This window comes from Pseudomonas sp. P20 (genome assembly GCF_016463925.1).
GTDB lineage: Bacteria > Pseudomonadota > Gammaproteobacteria > Pseudomonadales > Pseudomonadaceae > Pseudomonas > Pseudomonas aeruginosa.
Window position 1 is genome coordinate 1 of the sequence record NZ_JAEMVM010000024.1, and the last position, 23,279, is coordinate 23,279.

Below are 23,279 nucleotides of genomic sequence, written 5' to 3' on the forward strand. Positions count from 1 at the left end.
CGAGCATCCATTTCGAGTTCGGGGAGAACGCCTCGGCGGCGTGCGCCGCGCTCCCCAAGCCCAGCGCTCCAAGGGCAAACAGGCAGCCAACGGTCCTGGCGGCCGGTCTGGTTTTCTTGTTCTTGTACATTTCCAGCGTCCTCGTGGTTGTGGTCTAGGCAGTACGAAAGGATTCAGGAGTTCTTCTGGCGATTGCCGTTCAAGGCGGTGACCTTCTCCGCCGCCACGCCCGCCGTGCGCACGGCCACGCGCTCGCCGCTCTGCGCGTCGAACAGCAGGACCCGCGCGGGATCGAAGCGCAGGCTCATGCCGCTGCCCGCGGCCGGCGCGACGTCCGGCGCCAGGCGGCAACAGACCTTGACCTGGTTGACGGTGACGAAGACCAGGGTGTCCGGCCCGGTCGGTTCGAGCACCTCGACCTCGGTACGCAGGTCATGGGCAGCGCTGCCATCGCCCAGGGCGATCTGCTCCGGTCGTACGCCGAGGATCAGCTCGCGCCCCTCCTCCAGGCCGGGCTCCAGGCTCAGCGGCAGTTCGATACGGTCCTGGCCGCTATCGAGCAGGCCGGTCCAGCGTCCGTCCCGGCGCTGCAGGCGCAACGGAATGAAATTCATCGGCGGCGAACCGATGAAGCTGGCGACGAACAGGTTGGCCGGGTCGTTGTAGATCTGCTGCGGCGTGCCGAACTGCTGGATGACGCCGTCCTTCATCACCGCCACCTTGTCGCCGAGGGTCATGGCCTCGATCTGGTCGTGGGTGACATACACGGTCGTGGTCTTCAGCCGCTGGTGCATCAGCTTCAGCTCGGTGCGCATTTCCACCCGCAGCTTGGCATCGAGGTTGGACAGCGGCTCGTCGAACAGGTAGACCTTGGGCCGCCGCGCCAGCGCCCGGCCCATGGCCACCCGCTGCTGCTGGCCGCCGGAGAGCTGCGAGGGCTTGCGTTCGAGCAGGTGCTCGATCTGCAACAACCGGGCCACCCGCGCCACCTCCTCGTCGATGGCGGCCTGGGGCATCTTGCGGATCTTCAGGCCGAAGGCGATGTTCTCGCGCACGCTCATGGTCGGGTACAGGGCGTAGGACTGGAAGACCATGGCGATGTCGCGGTCCTTGGGGCTCATGCCGCTGATGTCCTGGCCGTCCACCAGGATCGCACCGCCGGTTATGCTCTCCAGCCCGGCGATGCAGTTCATCAGGGTCGACTTGCCGCAACCCGAGGGCCCGACGAGGATCAGGAATTCGCCGGAGTCGATCTTCAGCCGGATGTCCCTGAGGGTATCCGCCAGGCCGCTGCCGTAGCTCTTGTGCAGGTTGCGCAGTTCGAGGGTTGCCATGTTTCGTTCGTCTCCGGGGTCAGCGACCCGTCTCAGCCTTTCACGGCGCCGGCGGTGAGGCCGCGCACGAAGTACTTGCCGGCCAGTACGTAGACCACCAGCGTGGGCAGCGCGGCGATCATCGCCGCGGCCATGTCGACGTTGTATTCCTTGACCCCGGTGGTGATGTTCACCAGGTTGTTCAGGGCCACGGTGATCGGTTGCGAATCGCCGCTGGCGAACACCACGCCGAACAGGAAGTCGTTCCAGATCTGGGTGAACTGCCAGATCAGGCAGACCATCACGATGGGCGTGGACATCGGCAGCAGGATGCGCAGGAAGATGGTGAAGAAGCCGGCGCCGTCCAGGCGCGCGGCCTTGACCAGGGCATCCGGGATCGCCACGAAATAGTTGCGGAAGAACAGCGTGGTGAAGGCCAGGCCGTAGATCACGTGGACCAGCACCAGGCCACTGGTGGTATTGGCCAGGCCGAGCTTGCCGAGGGTGAAGGACATCGGCAGGAGGATCACCTGGAACGGCAGGAAGCAGCCGAACAACAGCGCGCCGAAGAACAGCTGGGAACCGCGGAAGCGCCACATCGACAGCACGTAGCCGTTCAACGCGCCGATGAAGGTGGAGATCAGCACGCCGGGCACGGTGATCAGCACCGAGTTCCAGAAGAACGCGCCGACGCTGTCCCAGGCCTTGAGCCAGCCGATGACGGTGAAGGTGTCGGGCAGCGACAGCAGGTTGCCGGTGCGGATGTCGTCCGGCGTCTTGAAGCTGGTCAGCAGCATCACCAGCAGCGGCACCAGGTAAAGCGCGCAGGCGCCCCAGAGGGTCAGGTGCACGGCCAGGCGGCTGACGCTGAAGCTCGGGTTCAGGGACGCGTCACGCATGGCGCTTGCCTCGCAGTTCGGAATACAGGTAAGGCACCACGATCGCCAGTACAGCGCCGAGCATCAGCATCGCGCTCGCCGCGCCGAGCCCCATCTGGCCACGGGTGAAGGTATGCGCATACATGAACATCGCCGGCAGGTCGGAGGAATAACCCGGGCCGCCGGCGGTCATCGCCGCCACCAGGTCGAAGCTCTTGATCGCGATATGGGCGAGGATCATCAGCGCGCTGAAGAACACCGGGCGCAGGCTCGGCAGGACGATGCGCAGGTAGATGGTCGGCAGGCTCGCACCGTCGACCTGGGCGGCGCGCACGATGGCCGGGTCGACCCCGCGCAGGCCGGCGAGGAACAGCGCCATGACGAAGCCGGAGGCCTGCCACACGGCGGCGATCACCAGGCAGTAGACGACCCGCTCCGGGTCCACCAGCCAGTCGAAGCGGAAACCTTCCCAGCCCCAGTCGCGGAGCAGCTTGTCCAGGCCCAGGCCCGGATTGAGCAGCCACTTCCAGGCGGTGCCGGTGACGATCATCGACAACGCCATGGGATACAGGTAGAGGGTGCGGATGAAGCCTTCGCGGCGAATGCGCTGGTCCAGCAGCACTGCGAGGAACACTCCGAGCACCAGGCAGATGGCGATGAACGAGCCGCCGAAGAGCAGCAGGTTCTTGCTCGCCACCCACCAGCGGTCGTTGTCCCACAGGCGCTGGTACTGGCTCAGCCCGGCCCACTTGTAGCTGGGCATGAAGCGCGAGTTGGTGAAGGACAGCAGCAGCGTCCAGCCGATGTAGCCATACATGCAGAACAGCACCACGACCACGCTTGGCGCCAGCACCAGCTTCGGCAGCCAGCCTTGCAGGCGATCGAGTGGCGAGACGCGACGAGGCGCTACCGGAGCCGTGGGATAGACAGGGGAATTGGTCGCCATGCGTTTTCTCGCGTGCGAAGGAACCCACCCGTGCCGCTCGGCGGCACGGAGCCAGTCGGGAGGATCGAGCGGAGCCCAGGCCGGGCTCCGCGCCAGGGACTTACTGCGCCGCCGCCTCGATGGCGGCCGCCAGTTGCTGGGCGGCCTTCTGCGGATCCGCGGCGGGGTCGTTGAAGAAGTTGGTCACCACGTCGAAGATCGCCCCCTGCACGTAGCTGGAAGCGGCCATGCTGTGGGCCATGCTCGGCACCAGGTTGCCGTCCTGGGAAGCCTGCTTGAAGTCCTTCATCGACTGCTGGGCGCAACTGTCGAACGGCGCCATGTCGGCGTCCAGGCGAACCGGGATGGAGCCCTTGTTGAGGTTGAAGTCCTTCTGGAAGGACGGGTCGAGCACGCTGCGCGCCAGGTCTTCCTGGGCCTTGCGGTTCTCCGCGTTGCTCAGCTTGAACATCACCAGCGAGTCGATGTTGTAGTCGAAGGCCTTCTGCGTGCCGGGGAACGGCAGGCACTGGTAGTCCTTGCCCGGCACCTTGCCGGCGGCGGTGAATTCGCTCTTCGCCCAGTCGCCCATGATCTGCATCCCGGCCTTGCCGTTGATCACCATCGCCGTGGCGGCGCTCCATTCGCGACCGGCGGCGTCGGCATCGACGTAGCCGCGGAGCTTCTTCAGCGCGGCGAACACCTCGACCATCTGCGCTCCGGTGAGGGTCGCCTTGTCCTGTTCGACGAAGGCCTTGCGATAGCCTTCCGGGCCCATCTTGCTCAGCACCAGGTTCTCGAACACGGTGCCGTCCTGCCACGGTTGGCTGCCATGGGCCAGCGGCGTGAAACCGGCGGCCTTGAGCTTGTCGGCGGCGACGAACAGTTCGTCGAGGGTGGTCGGCGGGGTGGCGCCGGCCTTCTTGAACACTTCCGGGTTGATGTAGAGCCAGTTGACCCGGTGTACGTTGATCGGCACTGCTACGTAGTCGCCGTCGTACTTCATGATCTGCGCCACCTGCTTCGGCAGCAGGCTGTCCCACTTGCCTTCGGCGGCCACCGCGTTGAGGTCGGCGAGCAGGCCCAGTTCGCCCCACTCCTGGATATCCGGCCCCTTGATCTGCGCCGCGGCCGGCGGATTGCCGGACACCGCGCGGGTCTTCAGCACGGTCATCGCCGCCTCGCCGCCACCGCCGGCCACGGCGAAGTCCTTCCAGGTGTGGCCCTTGGCTTCGACCAGCTTCTTCAGGGTTTCGGCGGCGCGCTTCTCGCCGGCGGAGGTCCACCAGTGCAGCACTTCGACTTCGCCGGCCTGGGCCAGCAGCGGGGAGAGACAGAGGGAGGAAAGACAGATGACGGCAGAGAGGCGACGGATCGCATTCATGAGGAAAACCTTCTTCTTGTTATTCGGAGCAAGTCTGCGCTTGCAATGCTCCGAGTCTATTCAAGCGTTCCGCGTCGCGGGTAACGAAGCGATCCGGGTTTGTCACGGAGTGGTTACATTGGGATTGAGGCAGAGCAGGAAAATCTGGACTTGAACTCGGCAAGGCGGTTTCGCGACAGAAACCTCCTACAACACGAGAATGACCTCCAGCAGCACCTCCCTGCGCGCCAGCACCTTGTCGTTCCAGAACCGCAGTACCCTGGACCCCGGCTCTCCAGCCAGGCATCGGCCGGCGAACCCACATGCTGCCCGCCATCCAGTTCGATCACCAGCATCCGCTCATGACAGACGAAGTCGACGATGTACGGCCCGAGAACCTTCTGCCGACGAAACTTCAGCCCGAGCAATCGATGCCCGCGCAAACACTGCCATAGCGCCCGCTCCGCCTCTGTCTGCGGCTGCCGCAGAACACGGGAGAACCTCGTGCCTGCCCGCCTCGTTCAAGGGCCCGGCAGGCCAGCCCATCACTCCAGCCCCAGGCGCGGCAAGCGCAGGCTGACCCGCAGGCCGCCCTCGCGACGGTTCTGCAAACTGACTTCGCCGCCATGGGTGTGCGCGATGTTGCGCGCGATGCCCAGGCCCAGCCCGTAGCCCTGCCCTCGCGGAGACAGGCGGAAGCGCGGCTCGAAGATCTGTTCCAGGCGCTGCTCGGGCACGCCGGGGCCGTCGTCGTCGACGTGCAGCACCACCGCTTCCGGCCCGTCCTCCAGGCTCAGGCGGGCGCGTTCGCCGTATTTCAGCGCATTGTCCAGCAGGTTGCCGATACAGCGCTTGAGCGCCAGGGGCTTGCCCGGATAAGGCTCCGCGGCGCGACCGACGACCTCCACCCGGCCATCGGCCAGGTAGGGCTCGGCGATGTGCTGGAGCAACAGGTCGAGGTCGACCGGCTCGACGTTCTCGTGGATATCGGTGTCCTTCACGCACTGCAGCGCGCCCTTCACCAGCAGTTCCAGCTCGTCCAGGTCGCGCCCGAACTTCTCCTGCAAGCGCTCGTCCTCGAGGAGTTCTACCCGCAGGCGCAGGCGGGTGATCGGCGTGCGCAGGTCGTGGGAGATGGCGCTGAACAACTGCCCGCGCTCGTTCAGGTAGCGGTCGATGCGCTCATGCATGGTGTTGAAGGCGCGCGCCACCTCCACCAGTTCGCTGGCGCCGCGCTCCTCCAGCGCTGCCGACGGACTGCCCAGGGCCAGGTCGCGGGCGGCGCGCGCCAGGCGCTTGAGCGGACGGCTCTGCCAATGCATCAGCAAACCGGTGAAAAGCAGCAGCAACAGGCTGGTGAAAACGATCGAGAGCACCTGCTGCGGTTGCAGTCCCTCGGGTTCCAGGCTGACGTACGGCGCCGGCATCAGGCTGGCGATGTACAGCCACTCGCTTTCGCCGATGCGGATCTGGGTCACCAGCACCGGCGGGTTCACCGGCTCCAGGGTCAGCGCGTAGTGCGCCCAGGAACGCGGCAGCTCGTCGAGCTTCAGCGCGCCGTTAAACAGGCGCAGCTCGTCGGGACTGACGAATTCGACCTGCAGCTCGACCTCCTTGCCCAGGCGTTGGTGCAACACGTCCTGGACGATCTCCAGCACCGCCTGCTTGTTCGGCGTGTCCGGCAGGGCACGCATCTCCAGCGGCCGGTCGTTCAGCGAGACGAAGAAGCGCGTACCGCCCATGCTGCGCAACTGGTCGAGCACCAGCGGACGGTAGCCGAGCGGCAGGGAACGGAAGTAGCTGACGCTGGCCGCCATCGAGTAGGCCAGGCTGCGCGAGCTGGTGAGCAGGCCCTCGCGCTGGCTGGAGCGCAGGTGCGACAGCCAGAACAGGCTGGAAAGCCCTTGCGCGACCAGCACCGCGAGCAGGGTCAGGAGCAGCATGCGCCCGAGCAGCGAGCGCGGCACCGGCGACCAGCGCCGCCGTTCGCTCATGGCTGCAGGTGCGGCCGCACCTGCGCCGCCAGCAGGTAGCCACTGCCGCGCACGGTCTGGATCAGCCGCGGCGCCTTGCCGGTGTCGCGCAGACGCTGGCGCAGGCGGCTGACCGCCATGTCGACGATGCGCTCCAGCGGCAGCACCTCGCGGCCGCGGGTGGCGTTGGCGATGGTGTCGCGGTCGAGGATCTGCTGCGGATGGTCGAGGAACAGCTTGAGCAGGGCGAAATCCGCGCCGCTGAGGAAGAACTCCTCGCCGTCCTCGTGGAACAGTCGGTGGCTGACCGTGTCCAGCCGCCAGTCCTCGAAAGCCAGTACGTCGCCACCGCGCACCTGGGTGAACTGCGCGCGGCGCAGCAGGGCCTTGATCCGCGCCAGCAGCTCGCGCGGGCTGAACGGCTTGCCCAGGTAGTCGTCGGCACCCAGTTCCAGGCCGATCACCCGGTCGGCCTCGTCGGAACTGGCGGTGAGCATGATGATCGGCATGCAGGCCAGGCGCTGGTGGGAGCGAATCCAGCGACAGAGGCTGAAGCCGTCCTCGTCCGGCAGCATCACGTCGAGGATCGCCAGGCTCGCCTCCTCCTCGCACAGCGCCTGGCGGAAGTCGGCGCCCCGCGAGACGCTGCGGACCTGGAAGCCGGCGCGGCTCAGGTAGGTCTCCAGCAATTCGCGGATTTCCTGGTCATCGTCTACCAGCAGGATCGATCGTCCGTTCGCGCTCACGAGGCTCCTCCTTATGCGGTTGCTCGACGCCGACTCAGCCCTCGGCGTCCAGGGCCTGCTGCAGGGCGACCCCGGCGCCGAGCAGGCCCGGATGTTCGGCGGTCATGACCCACACCGGTACGTCCTGCAGGTAAGCGCCGCTAGTCTTGCCACGGCTGGCGAAGGCCTCGGCGAAGCCGCTGGCGATGAAACGCTCGAGGAAACGCGGGACGATGCCGCCGGTAATGTAGACGCCACCGAGCGCGCCGACGGTGAGCACCGCGTTGCCGGCGACCCGCGCCAGCCACAGGAAGAAGTGCTCCAGCACGGCGTCCGCCTGGGCGTCGCCGGCCATGGCCAGGGCACCGACTTCCGCCGCACTGCTCGCGCGTACGGCGACCCCGTCCAGGGCACAGCTGATTTCATAGAGGGCGAGCAGGCCGTTGCCGGACAGTGCGCGCTCGGCGGAGACATGTCCGTAGCGCGCCTGCAGGCCCTGCCAGAGCGCGAAGTCGCGCGGCGAAGTGACCGGCAGGTCGACGTGCCCGCCCTCGCAGGGCAGCACTTCCCAACGTCCCCCGCCCAGCGGCAGCAGGCTGCCGACGCCAAGGCCGGTGCCGGGACCGATGATCAGCCGGGCGCGATCCGCCTGGGCGCTGCCGGCGCGGACCTGCACCAGCTCGTCCGCGCCTAGCCGCGAGGCGGCCCAGGCCATGGTGCTGAAGTCGTTGACCAGCAGCAGGTGATCCAGCCCCAGCTCCTCGCGGAACGCGGCACGATTGATCACCCAGTGGTTGTTGGTGAAACGGAAATCGGCCGCCCCGACCGGACCGGCGCAGGCCAGGCAGACCGAGTCGATGTTCGCCACCGATTCGCCGATCCGCGCCAGGTAGTCGCGCACGGCCAGTTCAGGCCGCGGGTAGTCGGCGCAGGCGAGCACCTCGATGGATTCCAGGCGCTGCCCGCGCCAGAGCGCGAAACGCGCATTGGTGCCGCCGATATCGCCGACCAGGCCGAGGCCGCCGGCGCTTCTCTTGTTGTCGTTATTCATCGTCGTTGAACCGCAATGCCCCGCGCCAGGGCGGGACGGTCGGCAGATGTTGCCGGAGAGACAGCCGCCAGCCAAGCGCCGGCGGATATCGACCTATCAGAATCAGCGCCAGCCGTTGAGGCTCTCGGTAAAGCTGCAGGCGCCCTCTTCCGCGCTGCTCATGGCGTTGCGCATGAAGGCGAACAGCTCGCGGCCGCAACCGAGATTGCCGTCCTGCGGCGCCGGCTCCAGGCTGCGCGCCTGCCATTCGGCGTCGTCGACCAGCACCCGCAACTCGCCGTTCACCCCATCCACCCGCACCCGGTCGCCGTCGCGCAGGCGCGCCAGCGGACCGCCGGCGATGGCTTCCGGACTCACATGGATGGCCGCGGGCACCTTGCCCGACGCCCCGGACATGCGCCCGTCGGTGACCAGCGCCACCTTGAAGCCACGATCCTGCAGGACCCCGAGGAACGGCGTGAGCTTGTGCAGCTCCGGCATGCCGTTCGCCCGCGGGCCCTGGAAACGCACCACGGCGACCAGGTCGCGCTCCAGCTCGCCGGCCTTGAAGGCCGCGGCCAGGCTGGCCTGGTCGTGGAAGATCCGTACCGGCGCCTCGACCACCTGGTGTTCCGGCGCCACCGCCGAGACCTTCATCACGCCGCGACCGAGGTTGCCCTCCATCAGGCGCAAGCCGCCTTCGGCGGAGAACGGCTTGTCCAGCGGACGCAGGATGGCTTCGTCGAGACTCCGTTCCGGCCCTTCGCGCCAGACCAGCCGGCCATCCTCGAGGAACGGCTCGCGGGTGTAGCGGCGCAGGCCGGGGCCGGCGACGGTCTGTACGTCCTCGTGAAGCAGCCCGCCGTCGAGCAGTTGGCGGATCAGGAAGGACATGCCGCCGGCCGCCTGGAAGTGGTTGATGTCGGCCAGGCCGTTCGGATAGATGCGCGCCAGGGTCGGCACCACATGGGACAGCTCGGACATGTCCTGCCAGGTCAACTGGATGCCCGCCGCCTGGGCGATCGCCAGCAGGTGCAGGGTGTGGTTGGTCGAGCCGCCGGTGGCGAGCAGCGCCACCACCGAGTTGACGATGGCCTTCTCGTCGACGATCTCCGCCATCGGCACGTAGTTGCCGTTCTCGGGGGTCAGCCGGCTGGCCTGGCGTGCCGCTTCGCGGGTGAGTTCGTCGCGCAGGGGGGTGTTCGGGTTGACGAAGGAGGCACCGGGCAAGTGCAGGCCCATCACCTCCACCAGCAACTGGTTGGTATTGGCGGTGCCATAGAAGGTGCAGGTGCCGGGTGCATGGTAGGAGGCCATTTCCGAGGCCAGCAGCTCTTCGCGAGTGGCCTTGCCCTCGGCGAACAGTTGGCGCACCGCGGCCTTTTCCTTGTTGGAGATGCCGGTCGGCATCGGCCCGGCCGGGACGAACACGGTGGGCAGGTGGCCGAAGCGCAGCGAGCCGATCAGCAGGCCCGGCACGATCTTGTCGCAAACACCCAGGCACAGCGCTGCATCGAACATGTTGTGAGACAGCGCGATGGCGGTGGACATGGCGATCACGTCGCGGCTGGCCAGCGACAGTTCCATGCCCGGCTCGCCCTGGGTCACCCCGTCGCACATGGCCGGCACGCCGCCGGCGAACTGGCCGACCGAACCGATCTCGTGCAGCGCCTGCTTGATCAGCCCCGGAAAGCGCTCGAACGGCTGGTGCGCCGAGAGCATGTCGTTGTAGGCGGAAACGATGGCCACGTTGGCCTGGTTCATCAGCCGCAGGGTCTGCTTGTCGCTTTCGCCACAGGCCGCGACCCCGTGGGCGAGGTTGCCGCACGGCAGGGTGCCGCGGTGCGGCCCCTTGCTGGCCGCAGCCCGGACCATCTCGAGGTAGCGCTGGCGAGTGGCCGCGCTACGGGCCTGGATGCGGCGGGTGACTTCGAGCACACGAGGGTGCATGGCAGATTCTCCTACAGACTATCAATTGTTGTTTTTACAACATAATCATCGGTTGAAGGATGTTTACTTTTCTTTCTGGACGAAATGTAATGGTTTTTACCACAACAATAGAAAAGAGACGACCTCATTATGACTATCCGCCTGGCCATCAACGGCTTCGGTCGCATCGGCCGAAACGTTCTTCGCGCCCTGTATACCGGCCACTACCGCGAACAGTTGCAGGTAGTGGCGATCAATGACCTCGGCGACGCCGCGGTCAACGCCCACCTGTTCCAGTACGACAGCGTCCATGGACGCTTTCCCGGCGAGGTCGAGCACGATGCCGAAAGCCTGCGGGTGATGGGCGACCGCATCGCCGTCAGCGCCATCCGCAACCCGGCGGAACTGCCCTGGAAGAGCCTCGGCGTGGACATCGTGCTCGAGTGCACGGGGCTCTTCACCAGCCGCGACAAAGCCGCTGCCCACCTGCAGGCCGGCGCCGGCAAGGTGCTGATCTCGGCGCCCGGCAAGGACGTCGACGCCACCGTGGTCTACGGCGTCAACCACGAGGTGCTGCGCGCCTCCCATCGGATCGTCTCGAACGCCTCCTGCACCACCAACTGCCTGGCACCGGTGGCCCAGGTGCTGCATCGCGAGCTGGGCATCGAGCACGGCCTGATGACCACCATCCATGCCTACACCAACGACCAGAACCTCTCCGACGTGTACCACCCGGACCTGTACCGCGCACGTTCGGCGACCCAGTCGATGATCCCCACCAAGACCGGCGCCGCCGAGGCGGTCGGCCTGGTCCTGCCGGAACTCGCCGGCAAGCTTACCGGGCTGGCGGTGCGGGTGCCGGTGATCAACGTGTCGCTGGTCGATCTCACCGTGCAGGTGGCCCGGGATACCAGCGTAGACGAGGTCAACCGCCTGCTGCGCGAGGCCAGCGAGGGCTCTCCGGTGCTCGGCTACAACACCCAGCCGCTGGTGTCGGTGGATTTCAATCACGACCTGCGCTCGTCGATCTTCGACGCCAACCACACCAAGGTCAGCGGCCGGCTGGTCAAGGCGATGGCCTGGTACGACAACGAGTGGGGCTTCTCCAACCGCATGCTGGACAGCGCCCTGGCGCTGGCCGCCGCCCGCGACTGACGCGCCTCAGCGGAACTTGCGCCGACCGCGCGCCTGCAACGCCAGCAGGCGCAGGTCGGCCTCGGCGAGGATCAGTCGCTGCTCGGCCTTGTCCGCGCGCTTCCAGGCACGGATTTCCTGGCGCGTACGCCCGCAGCCACGGCACACGTCGGCATCGAACTCACAGATATTGATGCAAGGACTTTTCAAGCGTTCCCCCTTTTTCGGCGCGGACCGCAACCGGTCCTCGCCCGTCACTTCACGACAGGCGGCGGGCCGGCGTCCAGGAGGGAATGACTATCGGGCCGATCGAGCGGCCCGCGGTCACTCGGCCTCGGCGTCGCGCAGGCTTTCGTAGGCAGGCGCGGCATAGATGCCGGCCTCGACGCAGAGCGCCATGACCCGCGGCAGGTCCTGGGTATAGACCAGCACCGCCTGCAACTCGTCGTCCAGCGGCTCGCTGAGATCCACCAGCACGTAGCCGCCCTTTTCCGGATACATGCTGCTCAGTTGCACCTGGATACGGTTGAGGGCGACCAGCGGCTCGGTCTTGAGCAACTGCTTCGGCTTGATGTTGAACGCCACGTCCTTGCCGAAGGAGGCGACGATCCGGGCGAACAGCTCGGCATAGGTGTCGGCCTGGAACAGCACGATATCCGGCAGGCTACCGACCACCACCCACTCGCCGAGCGGGATCGGGAAGCTGTCGTCGTAGTTGATGTCCGGGTTGGCGGCGAGGAACCCTGCCGGATCGGCGTAGGCCTGGGCCGCCTCGTCGGCGATCCGCCGGATCTCCTCGGCGCCCATGCAGCCGGTGCTGATGAGGGTGATCAGTTCGTTCAGGGTCTCTTTCATGGGCGGGTTCCAGGGTCGATGAAACGGAGCGGGCCGGCCTCGCCGGCGCGGCCGGATGAATTCTACAGGGTGGAACGACGGTCAGCGGCGCGACCAGTCGTCGTCGGCGTCCAGTGCCTCGCGCTCCTCGCGCATGGCCTCCGCCAGGGCGCGCTCTTCGTCATCGGGATCGGCGCCCGCGACAGCCTCCGCGACGGCAGGCTCGACGGCTTGCTCCGCGACCACGGGAATCGGCCCAGCCGCTGGCTCGGCGGACTCGTCGCCCTGCTCCGAGGGCTCCGGAGGGTCGAGCAGGTCGTCGAAGTCGGTCTTCAGGCCCTGCTCCATCTCGTCCAGTTCCAGCAGCAGGCTGCGGAAGCTGGTTTCCTCGCGCGGCTTCTCCGGCTCGCCGGCCTCCCCCTCGATCTCCTCGAGGCTTTCCCCGGCCTCGGCGATGGCGCGATCGGCCAGGGCCTGGATCGAGGCAGGAATCGCATCCTCGTCGAGATCGTCGCGCGGCGGCTGCGCCGCGGGCGCCACTTCGACCGGCGGTTCCGGCTCGGGCTCCATCTCGCGCAGCGCCGACAGCGGCGGCAGCTCGTCGAGGCTCTTCAGGTTGAAATAATCGAGGAACGCCTTGGTAGTCGCCAGCATCGCCGGGCGCCCCGGCACCTCGCGGTAGCCAACGATGCGGATCCACTCCCGCTCCATCAGCGTCTTGACGATCTGGGTGTTCACCGCCACGCCGCGGATCTCCTCGATCTCGCCACGGGTGATCGGCTGGCGGTAGGCGATCAGCACCAGGGTTTCCAGCAGCGCGCGCGAATAGCGCTGCGGACGCTCCTCCCAGAGGCGGCCGACCCACGGCGAGAAACGCTCGCGAATCTGCAGGCGATACCCGGACGCGACTTCCTTCAGCTCGAAGGAGCGCCCTGCGCAGGACAGTGCCAGGATCGCCAGGGCGTCGCGGAACTGCCCCGGCTCCGGCCGCTCTGCCTCGTCGAACAGCTCGGCCAGGCGTTCCAGCGACAGCGGCTTGCCGGCCGCGAGGAGGATGCCTTCGAGCAGGGTGGCGAGTTCGTGGGGATCGGACAGGTTCATCGTCGCAACGGATACCGGAGCCAGGAAGAGGGAAAGATAGCGGAATCGGGCATGCAGCTTAACAGGCCACGGCAGGGAGCGAAGCCGGAAGCTCGGAAAAGGCGACCGTCCGCAGGAGGACGAACGGCCAGCGGCGCGGCGCGCTCACTCGAAATCGTCTTCCAGGGCTTCCTCCAGGGTTTCGCCTTCCTCCGCTTCGCGGGCTATCCGCAGGCGCACATGGATGGCGCCGAAAGCCTCGTTCTGCACCAGCTCCACCATCTGCTCCTTGACCAGTTCGAGGATCGCCATGAAGGTGACCACCACGCCGAGCTTGCCCTCCTCCAGGGTGAACAACTGGATGAAGGGCACGAAGGCGCCGCCTTTCAGGCGCTCCAGCACTTCGCTCATGCGTTCGCGGGTGGACAGTACCTCGCGGGTCACCTGGTGGCTCTCGAACAGGTCGGCGCGGCGCAGCATCTCGCCCATCACCAGCATCAGCTCCTGCAGCGCCAGCTCCGGCAGCAGCTTGCGCGCCCGCGCCTCGGGAGCAGCCACCGCCGGCACCAGCACGTCGCGGCCGACCCGGGGCAGTTCGTCGAGGTCTTCGGCGGCCTTCTTGAACCGTTCGTACTCCTGCAGGCGGCGGATCAGCTCGGCCCGTGGATCTTCCTCTTCCTCCTCGGCTTCCGCCGAGCGCGGCAGCAACATGCGCGACTTGATCTCCGCCAGCATCGCCGCCATCACCAGGTACTCGGCGGCCAGCTCCAGGCGCACCGCCTTCATCAGCTCGACATAGCCCATGTACTGGCGGGTGATTTCCGCCACCGGGATATCCAGGATGTCGATGTTCTGCTTGCGGATCAGGTACAGCAGCAGGTCGAGCGGGCCCTCGAAGGCCTCGAGGAAGACCTCCAGCGCGTCCGGCGGGATATAGAGGTCCTGCGGCAGCTCGGTGACCGCCTCGCCGTAGACCAGCGCCAGTTGCAGCGGCACCCGCTCGGCGGCGGGTTCGGCTGGAGGGGTGTCGGCGTTGGCCGGGTTATCGTCCTGCATCGCTAGGCTCGTGGTGGGCGGATTCGGGCGGCGCTCAGGCCGGCTGCATGAACGGCGCCGGATCGCCGCAACCCACGCGGATCACTTCGGGATCGGTGTCGGTCAGGCTGATCACGGTGGAAGCCTCGCCGCCGCCATAGCCCCCGTCCACGATCAGGTCGACCTGGTGTTCCAGCACCTGGCGCATTTCATAGGGATCGTTCAGCGGCTCGCCGCTGCCGGGCATGATCAGGCTCACGCTCATCAGCGGTTCGCCCAGTTCCTCCAGCAGCGCCCGGGCGATCGGACAGTTCGGCACGCGCAGGCCGATGGTGCGGCGCTTGGGGTGCAGGAGCATGCGCGGCACCTCGCGGGTGGCGCTGAGGATGAAGGTGTAGGGACCGGGGGTGTGCGCCTTGAGCAGGCGGAACAGGCCGGTGTCGACCTTGGCATAGACGCCCAGCTCGGAAAGGTCGCGGCAGACCAGGGTGAAGTTGTGCTTGTCGTCCAGTTGGCGGATGCGGCGGATGCGATCCACCGCGGTCTTTTCGCCGATGCGGCAGCCCAGGGCATAGGACGAGTCGGTGGGATAGACGATCACCCCACCCTGGCGGACGATTTCCACCGCCTGCTTGACCAGCCGCGGCTGGGGATTTTCCGGATGGATCTGGAAGAACTGGCTCATTCGGCCCCCTTGGCTTCGGAATGACGTTCGGTATCGCGAAAATGCCTGGCGAAACGCGGCCACATGGCCGGAAGGTCCTCTGGAACCGCACGGTACATGCCCAGTTCGGACCAGTCGCCCGGCGCGTGGAAATCGCTGCCGGCGGTGACCATCAGGCCGAACTCGCGGGCCAGGATCGACAGGGTACCGACCTGTTCGGCCGGCTGCACGCCATTGACCACCTCGATGGCGTGTCCACCGGCCTGGAGAAAGTCGGCGACCAGGCGCCGGCGCTTGGTCCGGGTGAAATCATAATGGTACGGGTGCGCCAGGCTGATCCAGGCGCGCGCCTCGCGCAGGCAGCCGACCACTTCCTCCAGGGTCGGCCAGTGCTGCTTGACGTCTCCCAGCTTGCCGGCCCCCAGCCACTTGCGGAACGCGTCGGCGCGATCCTTGACCCAGCCGCCCTGGACCAGGAACTCGGCGAAATGCGGCCGCGCCGGCGCGTTGCCGCTGTCGCCCAGAGCCCGCTGGATCGCCCGCGCGCCCTCCAGCGCCCCGGGCATACCCTTGGCCGCCAGCCGTCGGTCGATTTCCTCGGCGCGCGCCCAGCGGCCGCGGTGCAGGGCTTCGGTGGCCTGGCGCAGGGGAGCGGCGTCGAGGTCGAAACCGTAGCCCAGCACATGAATGGTGGCGCCACCCCAGGTGCAGGACAGCTCGACACCGTTGACCAGTTCGATACCGAGTCGAGCGGCCGCCTGGTGGGCTTCCGGCAGGCCTTCCAGGGTGTCGTGGTCGGTCAGCGCCAGCAGCCCGACGCCTTTCTCGTGGGCCCGCTGCACCAGGGCGGCGGGCGCGAGAACGCCATCGGAGGCGGTACTGTGGCAATGCAGATCGACACGCATGGCTGAATCCTGATTCCAGTGAAGAATGGTGATGAAGCAACGCCGATTCGCTGCCTCGCGGTATCGAGACGTACCGTTCATGGGTCCGGGGAGCCTGCTCCACCTGGCGAATGCGCCTGCGGCACAGGCCTGACGCATTCGGAAAGACAGGATGACTGTTTCAGAACATCCAGAGGTTGCTATTATGCCGCTTCAACCGTGTCCTGACTGCCACCATGAAGCAATTCATCGATTTCATCCCACTGATCCTGTTCTTCATCGTCTACAAGATAGACCCTCAGAACGTCGAGTTCGCCGGGTTCAATCTGAGTGGCATCTACGGCGCGACCGCGACCCTGATCCTCGCCTCGGTGATCGTCTACGGCGCCCTCTGGCTCAAGCACCGCCACCTGGAAAAGAGCCAGTGGTTCACCCTCGGCGCCTGCCTGGTCCTCGGCGGCCTGACCCTGGCCTTCCACGAGGACACCTTCCTCAAATGGAAGGCGCCGCTGGTCAACTGGCTGTTCGCCCTGGCCTTCGCCGGCAGTCACTTCATCGGCGACAAGCCGATGATCCAGCGCATCATGGGCCATGCCATCCAGTTGCCGCAGGGCCTCTGGGTGCGCCTGAACATCGCCTGGGTGGTGTTCTTCCTGGTGTGCGGCTTCGCCAACCTGTACGTGGTCTTCACCTATCCGAACTTCTGGGTGGACTTCAAGGTGTTCGGCAGCCTCGGCATGACCTTGCTGTTCCTGATCGGCCAGGGCCTGTTCCTGGCTCGCCACCTGCACGACGCCGATACCGGCGAAAAGCCCAAGGACTGACATGCTCTACGCGATCATCGCCCGTGACATCCCCGCTTCCCAGGAACGCCGCCTGGCCAGCCGCCCGGCCCACCTGGCCCGTCTCGAACAGCTGAAGGAAGAAGGCCGCCTGGTACTCGCCGGCCCGCACCCGGCGATCGACAGCAACGACCCGGGCGCCGCCGGCTTCACCGGCAGCCTGATCGTCGCCGAATTCGATTCCCTGGCCGCGGCGCAGAGCTGGGCCGAGGCCGATCCCTACCGGGCCGCCGGGGTGTACGCCGAGGTGGTGGTCAAGCCGTTCAAGAAAGTCCTGCCCTGAGGCAGTCGCCGGGTACCGGCGGCCGGCCCGGTCGCCCTCCCGGCAAACGTTTTCGCACCGGACGCCGCTTTCCGGTGCCCGCCGCAGCGCAACCAGGCCGGCCCGGCGCTTTCGCCAAGCCGGAAGGGCGAACCGGAAGACAGTGCAATCCGTCGCTTCATCGGTACAAGGAGTCATGATGCGTCCATCCGCTGCCCATTGCCTGCTGCTGAGCCTGGGAGCTTCCCTGGCCCTGGCCGAGGAACCCGCGCCAGCACCGATTCCAGCCGCGCAGCCTTCCATTACGCAGGCTACCGCCGAACTGGAGCGCCGCCTGGTGGAAACGGAACGCCAGCGCGACGAACTGGTCAGTCGTATGCGCCAGGAGAACCGCCAGTTGCGCGAGCAGCTGCAGGCGGCCCAGGCGCAGCGGCAACCGCCGCTGCTCACGGAAGAGCAGACCTGGTATGTCGCCGGCGCCGCCACGGCCCTGCTCGCGTTCGTCCTCGGTGCCCTGAGCCGCGGCCGCCGGCGACAGCGACGCGAATGGATCAATTGAGCGACACTCGATGAGCGAACTGCTGTTGATCGACGATGACCGGGAGCTCTGCGAGCTGCTCGGTACCTGGCTGGTCCAGGAAGGTTTCTCCGTGCGTGCCAGCCACGACGGCGCCCAGGCCCGTCGCGCCCTCGCCGAGCAGACACCGGATGCCGTGGTGCTCGACGTGATGCTGCCGGACGGTAGCGGCCTGGAACTGCTCAAGCAACTGCGCGGCGACCATCCCGACCTGCCGGTGCTGATGCTGTCCGCCCGCGGCGAGCCGCTGGACCGCATCCTCGGCCTGGAACTGGGCGCCGACGACTACCTGGCCAAGCCCTGCGACCCGCGCGAACTCACCGCACGGCTGCGCGCCGTGCTGCGGCGAACCCACCCGGCGCAACCCAGCGCGCAGATGCAACTGGGCGACCTGTCGCTGAACCTGACGCGCGGCGTGGCGCAGATCGACGGCCAGGAGATCAGCCTGACCCTTTCCGAAAGCCGCATCCTCGAAGCGCTCCTGCGCCAGCCCGGCGAGCCGCTGGACAAGCAGGCCCTGGCGCAACTGGCGCTGGGCCGCAAGCTGACCCTCTACGACCGCAGCCTGGACATGCACGTCAGCAACCTGCGCAAGAAGCTCGGCAGCCACCCCGACGGCAGCCCGCGCATCCTCGCCCTGCGCGGCCGCGGCTACTACTACAGCCACTGAGCGGGTTTCGTCAGCCCGCCGACACAAGGTCTTTACCCAAGCTTTACCCAGGGCTGACCGCGCTTGACCTTGACCTCCCTAGACTGGGCTCATCCGGTAAATGGCCGGACCCAGAAAGGAGAAACACCATGCGCAAGACGCTAACCGCCCTGTTCATCGCCGCCGCCCTGCCGACCTTCGCCATGGCCGCGCCCGCCGCCAACGACCTGCCACCCCCGCCGATGGAAGGCGGCCACATGATGGGCCAGCACGGTCCCCGGCATGGCGGCCCGATGAAGGAACTGGACCTGACCCGCGAACAGCGCCAGCAGATGGGCAAACTGATGGGCGAACAAATGAAGGCCCGCCACGAGATCACCCAGCGCTACCTGGCCAAGCTGCCGGCGGCCGAGCAGAAGGCCCTGAAGGACGAACTCAAGGCCAGCCACGAGAAGACCCAGAAGGACATCCGCGCCCTGCTCACCCCCGAGCAGCAGAAGAAGTTCGACGAACTGCAGAAGAAGCGCGAGCAGCGCAAGGCAGAGTGGGCCGAATTCCAGCAATGGAAGGCCGACAAGAAGTCCAACTGACGTCCGAGCCACCGCTACCGGGTCCTCCGGTAGCGGTCTTCCGACCAGCCGGAATCGCATATCCTAGGGGTTTACCCTCGCGGCCGGCCCAACATGCGATTCAACAGGAAAACCATGCGTTCACTCTTCTGGCGAATCCTCGCCGCCTTCTGGCTGGCCCTGCTGCTGGTCGCCGGGCTGTCCATCCTGCTGGGTCGTGCGCTGAACCAGGACACCTGGATCATAGCCCGCCATCCTGGCCTGAAGGATCTCGCCGAGCAGTGGACCGCCCTCTACGAAGAACAGGGCAGCTACGCGGCCCAGGGCTTGCTGGAGCAACGCCGTCGCGACTACGGGATTTCCATCCAGGTGCTCGATGAAAGCGGCCAGCGCCTGGTCGACGGCACCTACCTGCCGCGCCCTCACCACCGCCCGCCGCGCACCAGCGACCGCAACCTGCCGCGCTTCCCCTGGCGCCAGCTGAGCCAGGAATACGTCAGCCCGCAGAGCAACCATACCTATCTGTTCATCTACCGCATCCCGCACCCGGAGCTGGAGGCCTGGCACCGCGGCAGCCTGCTCTGGCCGCTCAGCGCGCTGGGCATCGCACTGGTGGTGCTGACCCTGTTCAGCCTGCTGCTGACGCTGTCCATCACCCGTCCGCTGAACCGTCTGCGGCGCGCCGTGCACGACCTCGGCCAGACCGCCTACCAGAAGGACAGCCTGGCCCGCCTGGCGCGGCGCGGCGATGAACTGGGCACCCTGGCGCGCGATTTCAACCGCATGGGCGAACGCCTGCAAAGCCTGATCGGCAGCCAGCGTCAGTTGCTCCGCGACGTATCCCACGAACTGCGCTCGCCGCTGGCTCGCCTGCGCATCGCCCTGGCCCTGGCCGAACGCGCCGAACCGGAAGCGCGGGCGCAGATGTGGCCGCGCCTGGAACAGGAATGCGACCGCCTGGAAGCGCTGATCGGCGAGATCCTCGCCCTCGCCCGGCTCGACGCCGAACCCGGCGCGAGCCAACGGATCGCCCTGCTACCGCTGCTCCAGCGGCTGCGCGAAGACGCCCTGCTGCTGGCTCCGGAACAGGATATCCGCCTGGAGGTGGCGCCTGACCTGAGCATCGACGGCTGGCCGGACATGTTCGAACGCGCGGTAGACAACCTGCTGCGCAACGCCGTGCGCTTCAACCCCGTCGGCCAACCCCTGGAGGTGCGTGCCAGCAGCGCCGGCGACTACCTGCGCCTGAGCGTCCGCGACCATGGGCCAGGCATCGCCGCCGAACTGCAGGAGCAGTTGGGCGAGCCGTTCTTCCGCGCACCCAACCAGAGCAGCCCGGGACACGGCCTGGGCCTGGCCATCGCCCGCCGCGCCATCGAGCGTCACGGCGGGCACCTGCGCCTGGGCAACCATCCCGACGGCGGCTTCATCGCCACCCTCAGCCTGCCGCTACGGCGCAAGGCGACCGAATGACGCCGCGCCCAGATGAACAATTCCCCAGGAGCATCCGGCATGACTCTTCCCGCTTCGTTGTTCCTCGATGAACGCCCGCTCGCCCAGGCCATCGCGCCGCCGCCGGAACCTCCCGGCGACGAACCGCAATCGCTGGTCCTGGCGGTCGAGCTGGGACAGGTCGCCCAGCAACTGCGGCATCGCTGGGCGCGCCTCGACCTGAACCTGCCGGAACGCGGCACCTGGCCGCTGGAAAGCTGGCGCCCGGCCTTGCACGAGGCGCTCTACGGCCTGCTCGGCGGCGCCGCGCAGGCCCGCCCGTGGCAGCGCATCACACTGAATCCGGCGCTGGACGCACGCCACGGCCGGCTGCGCCTGGACATCCTCGGCCAGGCGGAAGAAGGCCGGCGCTGGCTGCCGGCGGCCGTGGAAGCCGCCCGACAACTGGCCGGCTGGCAGGGCGGACGACTGCTCTGGCACGCCCAGGGCGCGTATTGGTGCGTACGCCTGCTGTTGCCGCTCAGCCCGGCCAGGCGCTGACGAAGGCCGACGGGTCGAGTTCCACCGGCGTGCGCAACTCGCCCATCGGCGTACCCAGGTAGACGAAGCCGATGATCCGCTCCTGCTCGCCGAGCCCCAGGCCGGCGTGCACCACCGGATCGGTGGCCATCTCGCCGGTCCGCCACATCGCCCCCAGTCCCTGGGCATAGGCGCCCAGCACCAGGCCGTGGGCGGCGCAGCCGGCAGCCAGCAGTTGCTCAGCGTGCGGCACCTTCGGGTGGTCCTGCAGGCAAGCGACCGCCACGACCAGCAGCGGTGCGCGCAGCGGCATGTTGCGGGCCTTGGCCAGCGCTTCCTCGGCGGCGTCCGGCTGGCGGCTCGCCAGGGCGCGGGCGTAGAGGTCGCCCAGGGCCCGGCGGCCTTCGCCCTCTACCAGGATGAAGCGCCAGGGCCGCAGTTGCCCGTGGTCCGGGGCACGCAAGGCGACCCGGAACAGCCGGTCGAGCTGCTCCGGCGAGGGCGCGGGATCGCTCAGGCGGGCGTGGGAAACGCGAGTGAGCAAGGCGTCGAGAGCCTCCATGGGCGAACTCCTGTCAGAAACGAAATCGCCATTGTAGACGCAATCGCCAGGCTCACGCCCGCTCTCAGGCGACCCGTCCCGGCGCCAGGTGCGGCTGCAGCGGCGGGGTCAGCGGCGGCAGGCCGTAGGCGGCGCGCGCGGCATCGCAGGCCGGGTTGGGCTGGCCGTTGGCCCAGGCCGCCTCGAACTCGCGGCAGGTACTCGAGCGCTGCTCGTAGACGGTGCAGCGAACGCCGCAACCGACCTCACCGAGCAGCCCGACGCAGCGTGCCGGCTTGTTCTCGGTACCGCTCATGGCAACCATCTGCGGGCTGATGCGGACGGTCAGTTCGTCGGGCACGACGCCACCTGCGGAACGGCACTCGCCCCAATAGAAAGACACACGAAAATGCGCACAGCAGGCGCCGCAGGTAAGACACGGATTGTCAGTGGACATGGTTGGCAGAACACCAGAGAAACCGGCGAGCGCCGGCGGGCGAAGCGAGATTCTAGCGATTTCGCGGCAGCTGTGAAGAGGGGTGCAGCGGCAGATTTACTCTCCGCGGACGGCTGGTAGAATGGCCGGTCCGCCACAGCCCAGAGCCCCACGATCCATGGCCTTGCCGACCCTACGTATCCTCGGTTTCATCATCGGCATCTTCCTGATCACTCTGGCCGCCAGCATGCTGGTCCCGATCCTGACCATGCTCGCCTTCGACCGTACCGAAGGCATCCAGGCATTCATCTGGTCCAGCGTCGCCACCTTCGTCACCGGCCTCGGCCTGGTCCTGCCGGGACGTCCCGAGCATGTCCACCTGCGCCCGCGGGACATGTACATGCTCACCGTATCGAGCTGGGTGCTGGTATGCATCTTCGCCGCCCTGCCGTTCGTCCTGCAGCAGCACATCAGCTACACCGATGCCTTCTTCGAAAGCATGTCGGGAATCACCGCCACCGGCTCCACCGTGCTCAGCGGGCTGGACGACATGTCCCCGGGCATCCTCATCTGGCGCTCTCTGCTGCACTGGCTGGGCGGCATCGGCTTCATCGCCATGGCCGTGGCGATCCTGCCGATGCTGCGGATCGGCGGCATGCGCCTGTTCCAGACCGAATCCTCGGACCGCTCGGAAAAGGTCCTGCCACGCTCGCACATGGTCGCCAAGTACATCGTCGCCACCTATGTCGGCATCACCCTGCTCGGCAGCCTGGCCTTCTGGGGCGCGGGCATGAGCCCGTTCGACGCGGTCAACCACGCCATGTCGGCGATTTCCACCGGCGGTTTCTCCACCTCCGACCAATCCCTGGCCAAGTGGAAGCAGCCAGCGGTGCACTGGACCGCGGTAGTGGTGATGATCCTCGGCAGCCTGCCGTTCGCGCTCTACGTCGCCACCCTGCGCGGACACCGCAAGGCGCTGATCAAGGACCAGCAGGTCCGCGGCCTGCTCGGCCTGCTGCTGGTGACCTGGCTGCTGATGGGCACCTGGTACGCGGTAACCTCCAAGCTGCCCTGGATGGATGCTTTCCGCATCGTCGCAGTGAACGTCACCTCGGTGGTCACCACCACCGGCTTCGCCCTCGGCGACTACAGCATGTGGGGGCACTTCTCGATCATGCTGTTCTTCTACCTCGGCTTCATCGGCGGTTGCTCCGGTTCTACCGCCGGCGGTATCAAGATCTTCCGCTTCCAGGTCGCCTATACCCTGCTCAAGGCCAACCTCTACCAGTTGATCCATCCGCGCGCAGTGCTCAAGCAGAACTACAACGGCCATCGCCTGGACGAGGAAATCGTCCGCTCGATCCTGACCTTCTCGTTCTTCTTCGCGATCGTCGTCTGCCTGCTCGCCCTCGGCCTGTCGCTGATCGGCCTGGACTGGATGACCGCGCTCACCGGCGCCGCCAGTACCGTGGCCGGCGTAGGCCCGGGGATGGGGCCCATCATCGGCCCCTCGGGCAACTTCGCCAGCCTGCCGGACGCCGCCAAGTGGCTGCTGGCAGCCGGCATGCTGCTCGGTCGCCTGGAGATCATCACCGTGCTGGTCCTGCTGACCCCGGCGTTCTGGCGCCACTGAGCGCTCACGGGCCTGTCTGCAATGGCTCTACT

At 67.2% G+C, this 23,279-nt stretch carries 27 protein-coding genes; 9 read left to right on the forward strand and 18 right to left on the reverse strand.

The window, feature by feature from the left end; translation table 11 throughout:
• The 10 genes from JHD77_RS32470 to edd all read right to left on the reverse strand — a co-directional run.
• On the reverse strand, nt 1-130 hold a 130-nt coding region (locus JHD77_RS32470), incomplete at its 3' end, for a hypothetical protein (protein ID WP_223818785.1).
• Nucleotides 131-173: 43 nt separating this feature from the next.
• Nucleotides 174-1,334 carry an ABC transporter ATP-binding protein gene (locus tag JHD77_RS24295; RefSeq protein WP_003114840.1) on the reverse strand — a complete coding sequence of 387 codons (1,161 nt, stop codon included), beginning with the start codon at nt 1,332-1,334 and terminating at the stop codon, nt 174-176.
• A gap of 32 nt (nt 1,335-1,366) precedes the next feature.
• Nucleotides 1,367-2,212 carry a carbohydrate ABC transporter permease gene (locus tag JHD77_RS24300; RefSeq protein WP_003091470.1) on the reverse strand — a complete coding sequence of 282 codons (846 nt, stop codon included), beginning with the start codon at nt 2,210-2,212 and terminating at the stop codon, nt 1,367-1,369.
• Nucleotides 2,205-3,137, reverse strand: coding sequence for a carbohydrate ABC transporter permease (locus JHD77_RS24305; RefSeq protein WP_003091471.1), 933 nt, complete (start codon nt 3,135-3,137; stop codon nt 2,205-2,207). Before JHD77_RS24305 ends, JHD77_RS24300 begins: the two co-directional genes overlap by 8 nt.
• A 100-nt stretch (nt 3,138-3,237) precedes the next feature.
• On the reverse strand, nt 3,238-4,500 hold the full coding sequence (locus tag JHD77_RS24310; protein WP_003091472.1) for an ABC transporter substrate-binding protein: 1,263 nt from the start codon (nt 4,498-4,500) through the stop codon (nt 3,238-3,240).
• Nucleotides 4,501-4,613: 113 nt separating this feature from the next.
• Nucleotides 4,614-4,967 (reverse strand): endonuclease domain-containing protein, encoded by a 354-nt coding sequence (locus JHD77_RS24315; protein WP_305954495.1) that lies wholly within the window; start codon nt 4,965-4,967, stop codon nt 4,614-4,616.
• A 57-nt stretch (nt 4,968-5,024) separates the two neighbouring features.
• The gene (gtrS, locus tag JHD77_RS24320) at nt 5,025-6,446 is read right to left on the reverse strand and encodes a two-component system sensor histidine kinase GtrS (RefSeq protein ID WP_073658306.1); all 1,422 of its coding nucleotides are present in this window, start codon (nt 6,444-6,446) and stop codon (nt 5,025-5,027) included.
• 23 nt (nt 6,447-6,469) lie between these two features.
• Nucleotides 6,470-7,198 carry a two-component system response regulator GltR gene (gene gltR, locus JHD77_RS24325; RefSeq protein WP_003091475.1) on the reverse strand — a complete coding sequence of 243 codons (729 nt, stop codon included), beginning with the start codon at nt 7,196-7,198 and terminating at the stop codon, nt 6,470-6,472.
• 34 nt (nt 7,199-7,232) lie between these two features.
• Complete coding sequence (locus JHD77_RS24330) at nt 7,233-8,228, reverse strand: glucokinase (RefSeq protein ID WP_003114838.1); 996 nt, start codon at nt 8,226-8,228, stop codon at nt 7,233-7,235.
• 102 nt (nt 8,229-8,330) lie between these two features.
• On the reverse strand, nt 8,331-10,157 hold the full coding sequence (gene edd / locus JHD77_RS24335) for a phosphogluconate dehydratase (RefSeq protein WP_191519420.1): 1,827 nt from the start codon (nt 10,155-10,157) through the stop codon (nt 8,331-8,333).
• Nucleotides 10,158-10,286: 129 nt separating this feature from the next.
• Here edd and gap point away from each other — a divergent pair, with 129 nt between their 5' ends.
• Nucleotides 10,287-11,291: a type I glyceraldehyde-3-phosphate dehydrogenase gene (gene gap, locus JHD77_RS24340; RefSeq protein WP_023088167.1), complete on the forward strand. Its 1,005-nt coding sequence runs from the start codon at nt 10,287-10,289 to the stop codon at nt 11,289-11,291.
• 6 nt (nt 11,292-11,297) lie between these two features.
• On the opposite strand, the gene JHD77_RS24345 is transcribed toward gap, so the two are convergent.
• The 6 genes from JHD77_RS24345 to JHD77_RS24370 form a co-directional block, all read right to left on the reverse strand.
• Nucleotides 11,298-11,480 (reverse strand): DUF1289 domain-containing protein, encoded by a 183-nt coding sequence (locus JHD77_RS24345; protein WP_003091481.1) that lies wholly within the window; start codon nt 11,478-11,480, stop codon nt 11,298-11,300.
• Nucleotides 11,481-11,594: 114 nt separating this feature from the next.
• The gene (locus tag JHD77_RS24350) at nt 11,595-12,125 is read right to left on the reverse strand and encodes a hypothetical protein (RefSeq protein WP_023088166.1); all 531 of its coding nucleotides are present in this window, start codon (nt 12,123-12,125) and stop codon (nt 11,595-11,597) included.
• A gap of 81 nt (nt 12,126-12,206) precedes the next feature.
• The gene (gene scpB / locus JHD77_RS24355) at nt 12,207-13,205 is read right to left on the reverse strand and encodes an SMC-Scp complex subunit ScpB (protein ID WP_023088165.1); all 999 of its coding nucleotides are present in this window, start codon (nt 13,203-13,205) and stop codon (nt 12,207-12,209) included.
• Nucleotides 13,206-13,349: 144 nt separating this feature from the next.
• On the reverse strand, nt 13,350-14,102 hold the full coding sequence (locus JHD77_RS24360; RefSeq protein ID WP_003124353.1) for a segregation and condensation protein A: 753 nt from the start codon (nt 14,100-14,102) through the stop codon (nt 13,350-13,352).
• Nucleotides 14,103-14,274: 172 nt separating this feature from the next.
• Nucleotides 14,275-14,904, reverse strand: a complete 630-nt coding sequence (locus tag JHD77_RS24365) for an L-threonylcarbamoyladenylate synthase (RefSeq protein ID WP_003091486.1) — start codon at nt 14,902-14,904, stop codon at nt 14,275-14,277.
• Nucleotides 14,901-15,788 (reverse strand): PHP domain-containing protein, encoded by an 888-nt coding sequence (locus JHD77_RS24370; protein WP_003091487.1) that lies wholly within the window; start codon nt 15,786-15,788, stop codon nt 14,901-14,903. Before JHD77_RS24370 ends, JHD77_RS24365 begins: the two co-directional genes overlap by 4 nt.
• A 215-nt stretch (nt 15,789-16,003) precedes the next feature.
• Here JHD77_RS24370 and JHD77_RS24375 point away from each other — a divergent pair, with 215 nt between their 5' ends.
• The 7 genes from JHD77_RS24375 (at nt 16,004) to JHD77_RS24405 (ending at nt 20,658) form a co-directional block, all read left to right on the forward strand.
• Nucleotides 16,004-16,591, forward strand: coding sequence for a septation protein A (locus JHD77_RS24375; RefSeq protein WP_003091488.1), 588 nt, complete (start codon nt 16,004-16,006; stop codon nt 16,589-16,591).
• Between the two features lies 1 nt (nt 16,592).
• A complete protein-coding gene (locus JHD77_RS24380) occupies nt 16,593-16,892 on the forward strand; it encodes a YciI family protein (RefSeq protein ID WP_003091489.1) in 300 nt (99 codons plus the stop codon).
• Nucleotides 16,893-17,067: 175 nt separating this feature from the next.
• Nucleotides 17,068-17,430, forward strand: coding sequence for a hypothetical protein (locus tag JHD77_RS24385; protein WP_003114832.1), 363 nt, complete (start codon nt 17,068-17,070; stop codon nt 17,428-17,430).
• 10 nt (nt 17,431-17,440) lie between these two features.
• Nucleotides 17,441-18,118 carry a response regulator transcription factor gene (locus tag JHD77_RS24390; RefSeq protein ID WP_003091491.1) on the forward strand — a complete coding sequence of 226 codons (678 nt, stop codon included), beginning with the start codon at nt 17,441-17,443 and terminating at the stop codon, nt 18,116-18,118.
• A 128-nt stretch (nt 18,119-18,246) separates the two neighbouring features.
• Nucleotides 18,247-18,687 (forward strand): Spy/CpxP family protein refolding chaperone, encoded by a 441-nt coding sequence (locus JHD77_RS24395; protein WP_003114831.1) that lies wholly within the window; start codon nt 18,247-18,249, stop codon nt 18,685-18,687.
• A gap of 114 nt (nt 18,688-18,801) precedes the next feature.
• Nucleotides 18,802-20,139: a sensor histidine kinase gene (locus JHD77_RS24400; RefSeq protein ID WP_003114830.1), complete on the forward strand. Its 1,338-nt coding sequence runs from the start codon at nt 18,802-18,804 to the stop codon at nt 20,137-20,139.
• A 39-nt stretch (nt 20,140-20,178) separates the two neighbouring features.
• On the forward strand, nt 20,179-20,658 hold the full coding sequence (locus JHD77_RS24405; RefSeq protein WP_033949542.1) for a hypothetical protein: 480 nt from the start codon (nt 20,179-20,181) through the stop codon (nt 20,656-20,658).
• On the opposite strand, the gene JHD77_RS24410 is transcribed toward JHD77_RS24405, so the two are convergent.
• A complete protein-coding gene (locus JHD77_RS24410) occupies nt 20,639-21,199 on the reverse strand; it encodes a nitroreductase family protein (protein WP_115288738.1) in 561 nt (186 codons plus the stop codon). The genes JHD77_RS24405 and JHD77_RS24410 overlap by 20 nt on opposite strands.
• 64 nt (nt 21,200-21,263) lie before the next feature.
• The gene (locus JHD77_RS24415) at nt 21,264-21,635 is read right to left on the reverse strand and encodes a YkgJ family cysteine cluster protein (protein ID WP_003114826.1); all 372 of its coding nucleotides are present in this window, start codon (nt 21,633-21,635) and stop codon (nt 21,264-21,266) included.
• 157 nt (nt 21,636-21,792) lie between these two features.
• Between JHD77_RS24415 and JHD77_RS24420 the strand changes: the two genes are divergently transcribed.
• Entirely contained in the window at nt 21,793-23,247 is a 1,455-nt protein-coding gene (locus tag JHD77_RS24420) for a TrkH family potassium uptake protein (RefSeq protein ID WP_003114825.1), read from the forward strand.
• The last annotated feature ends 32 nt before the right edge of the window (nt 23,248-23,279 follow it).

Bases quoted from the DNA above. Each gene is read 5' to 3' on its own strand.
- JHD77_RS24295 (WP_003114840.1), bottom strand. From the start codon at position 1,334: ATGGCAACCCTCGAACTGCGCAACCTGCACAAGAGCTACGGCAGCGGC.
- JHD77_RS24300 (WP_003091470.1), bottom strand. From the start codon at position 2,212: ATGCGTGACGCGTCCCTGAACCCGAGCTTCAGCGTCAGCCGCCTGGCC.
- JHD77_RS24305 (WP_003091471.1), bottom strand. From the start codon at position 3,137: ATGGCGACCAATTCCCCTGTCTATCCCACGGCTCCGGTAGCGCCTCGT.
- JHD77_RS24310 (WP_003091472.1), bottom strand. From the start codon at position 4,500: ATGAATGCGATCCGTCGCCTCTCTGCCGTCATCTGTCTTTCCTCCCTC.
- JHD77_RS24330 (WP_003114838.1), bottom strand. From the start codon at position 8,228: ATGAATAACGACAACAAGAGAAGCGCCGGCGGCCTCGGCCTGGTCGGC.
- edd (WP_191519420.1), bottom strand. From the start codon at position 10,157: ATGCACCCTCGTGTGCTCGAAGTCACCCGCCGCATCCAGGCCCGTAGC.
- gap (WP_023088167.1), top strand. From the start codon at position 10,287: ATGACTATCCGCCTGGCCATCAACGGCTTCGGTCGCATCGGCCGAAAC.
- JHD77_RS24350 (WP_023088166.1), bottom strand. From the start codon at position 12,125: ATGAAAGAGACCCTGAACGAACTGATCACCCTCATCAGCACCGGCTGC.
- scpB (WP_023088165.1), bottom strand. From the start codon at position 13,205: ATGAACCTGTCCGATCCCCACGAACTCGCCACCCTGCTCGAAGGCATC.
- JHD77_RS24365 (WP_003091486.1), bottom strand. From the start codon at position 14,904: ATGAGCCAGTTCTTCCAGATCCATCCGGAAAATCCCCAGCCGCGGCTG.
- JHD77_RS24370 (WP_003091487.1), bottom strand. From the start codon at position 15,788: ATGCGTGTCGATCTGCATTGCCACAGTACCGCCTCCGATGGCGTTCTC.
- JHD77_RS24375 (WP_003091488.1), top strand. From the start codon at position 16,004: ATGAAGCAATTCATCGATTTCATCCCACTGATCCTGTTCTTCATCGTC.
- JHD77_RS24380 (WP_003091489.1), top strand. From the start codon at position 16,593: ATGCTCTACGCGATCATCGCCCGTGACATCCCCGCTTCCCAGGAACGC.
- JHD77_RS24385 (WP_003114832.1), top strand. From the start codon at position 17,068: ATGATGCGTCCATCCGCTGCCCATTGCCTGCTGCTGAGCCTGGGAGCT.
- JHD77_RS24390 (WP_003091491.1), top strand. From the start codon at position 17,441: ATGAGCGAACTGCTGTTGATCGACGATGACCGGGAGCTCTGCGAGCTG.
- JHD77_RS24395 (WP_003114831.1), top strand. From the start codon at position 18,247: ATGCGCAAGACGCTAACCGCCCTGTTCATCGCCGCCGCCCTGCCGACC.
- JHD77_RS24400 (WP_003114830.1), top strand. From the start codon at position 18,802: ATGCGTTCACTCTTCTGGCGAATCCTCGCCGCCTTCTGGCTGGCCCTG.
- JHD77_RS24405 (WP_033949542.1), top strand. From the start codon at position 20,179: ATGACTCTTCCCGCTTCGTTGTTCCTCGATGAACGCCCGCTCGCCCAG.
- JHD77_RS24410 (WP_115288738.1), bottom strand. From the start codon at position 21,199: ATGGAGGCTCTCGACGCCTTGCTCACTCGCGTTTCCCACGCCCGCCTG.
- JHD77_RS24415 (WP_003114826.1), bottom strand. From the start codon at position 21,635: ATGTCCACTGACAATCCGTGTCTTACCTGCGGCGCCTGCTGTGCGCAT.
- JHD77_RS24420 (WP_003114825.1), top strand. From the start codon at position 21,793: ATGGCCTTGCCGACCCTACGTATCCTCGGTTTCATCATCGGCATCTTC.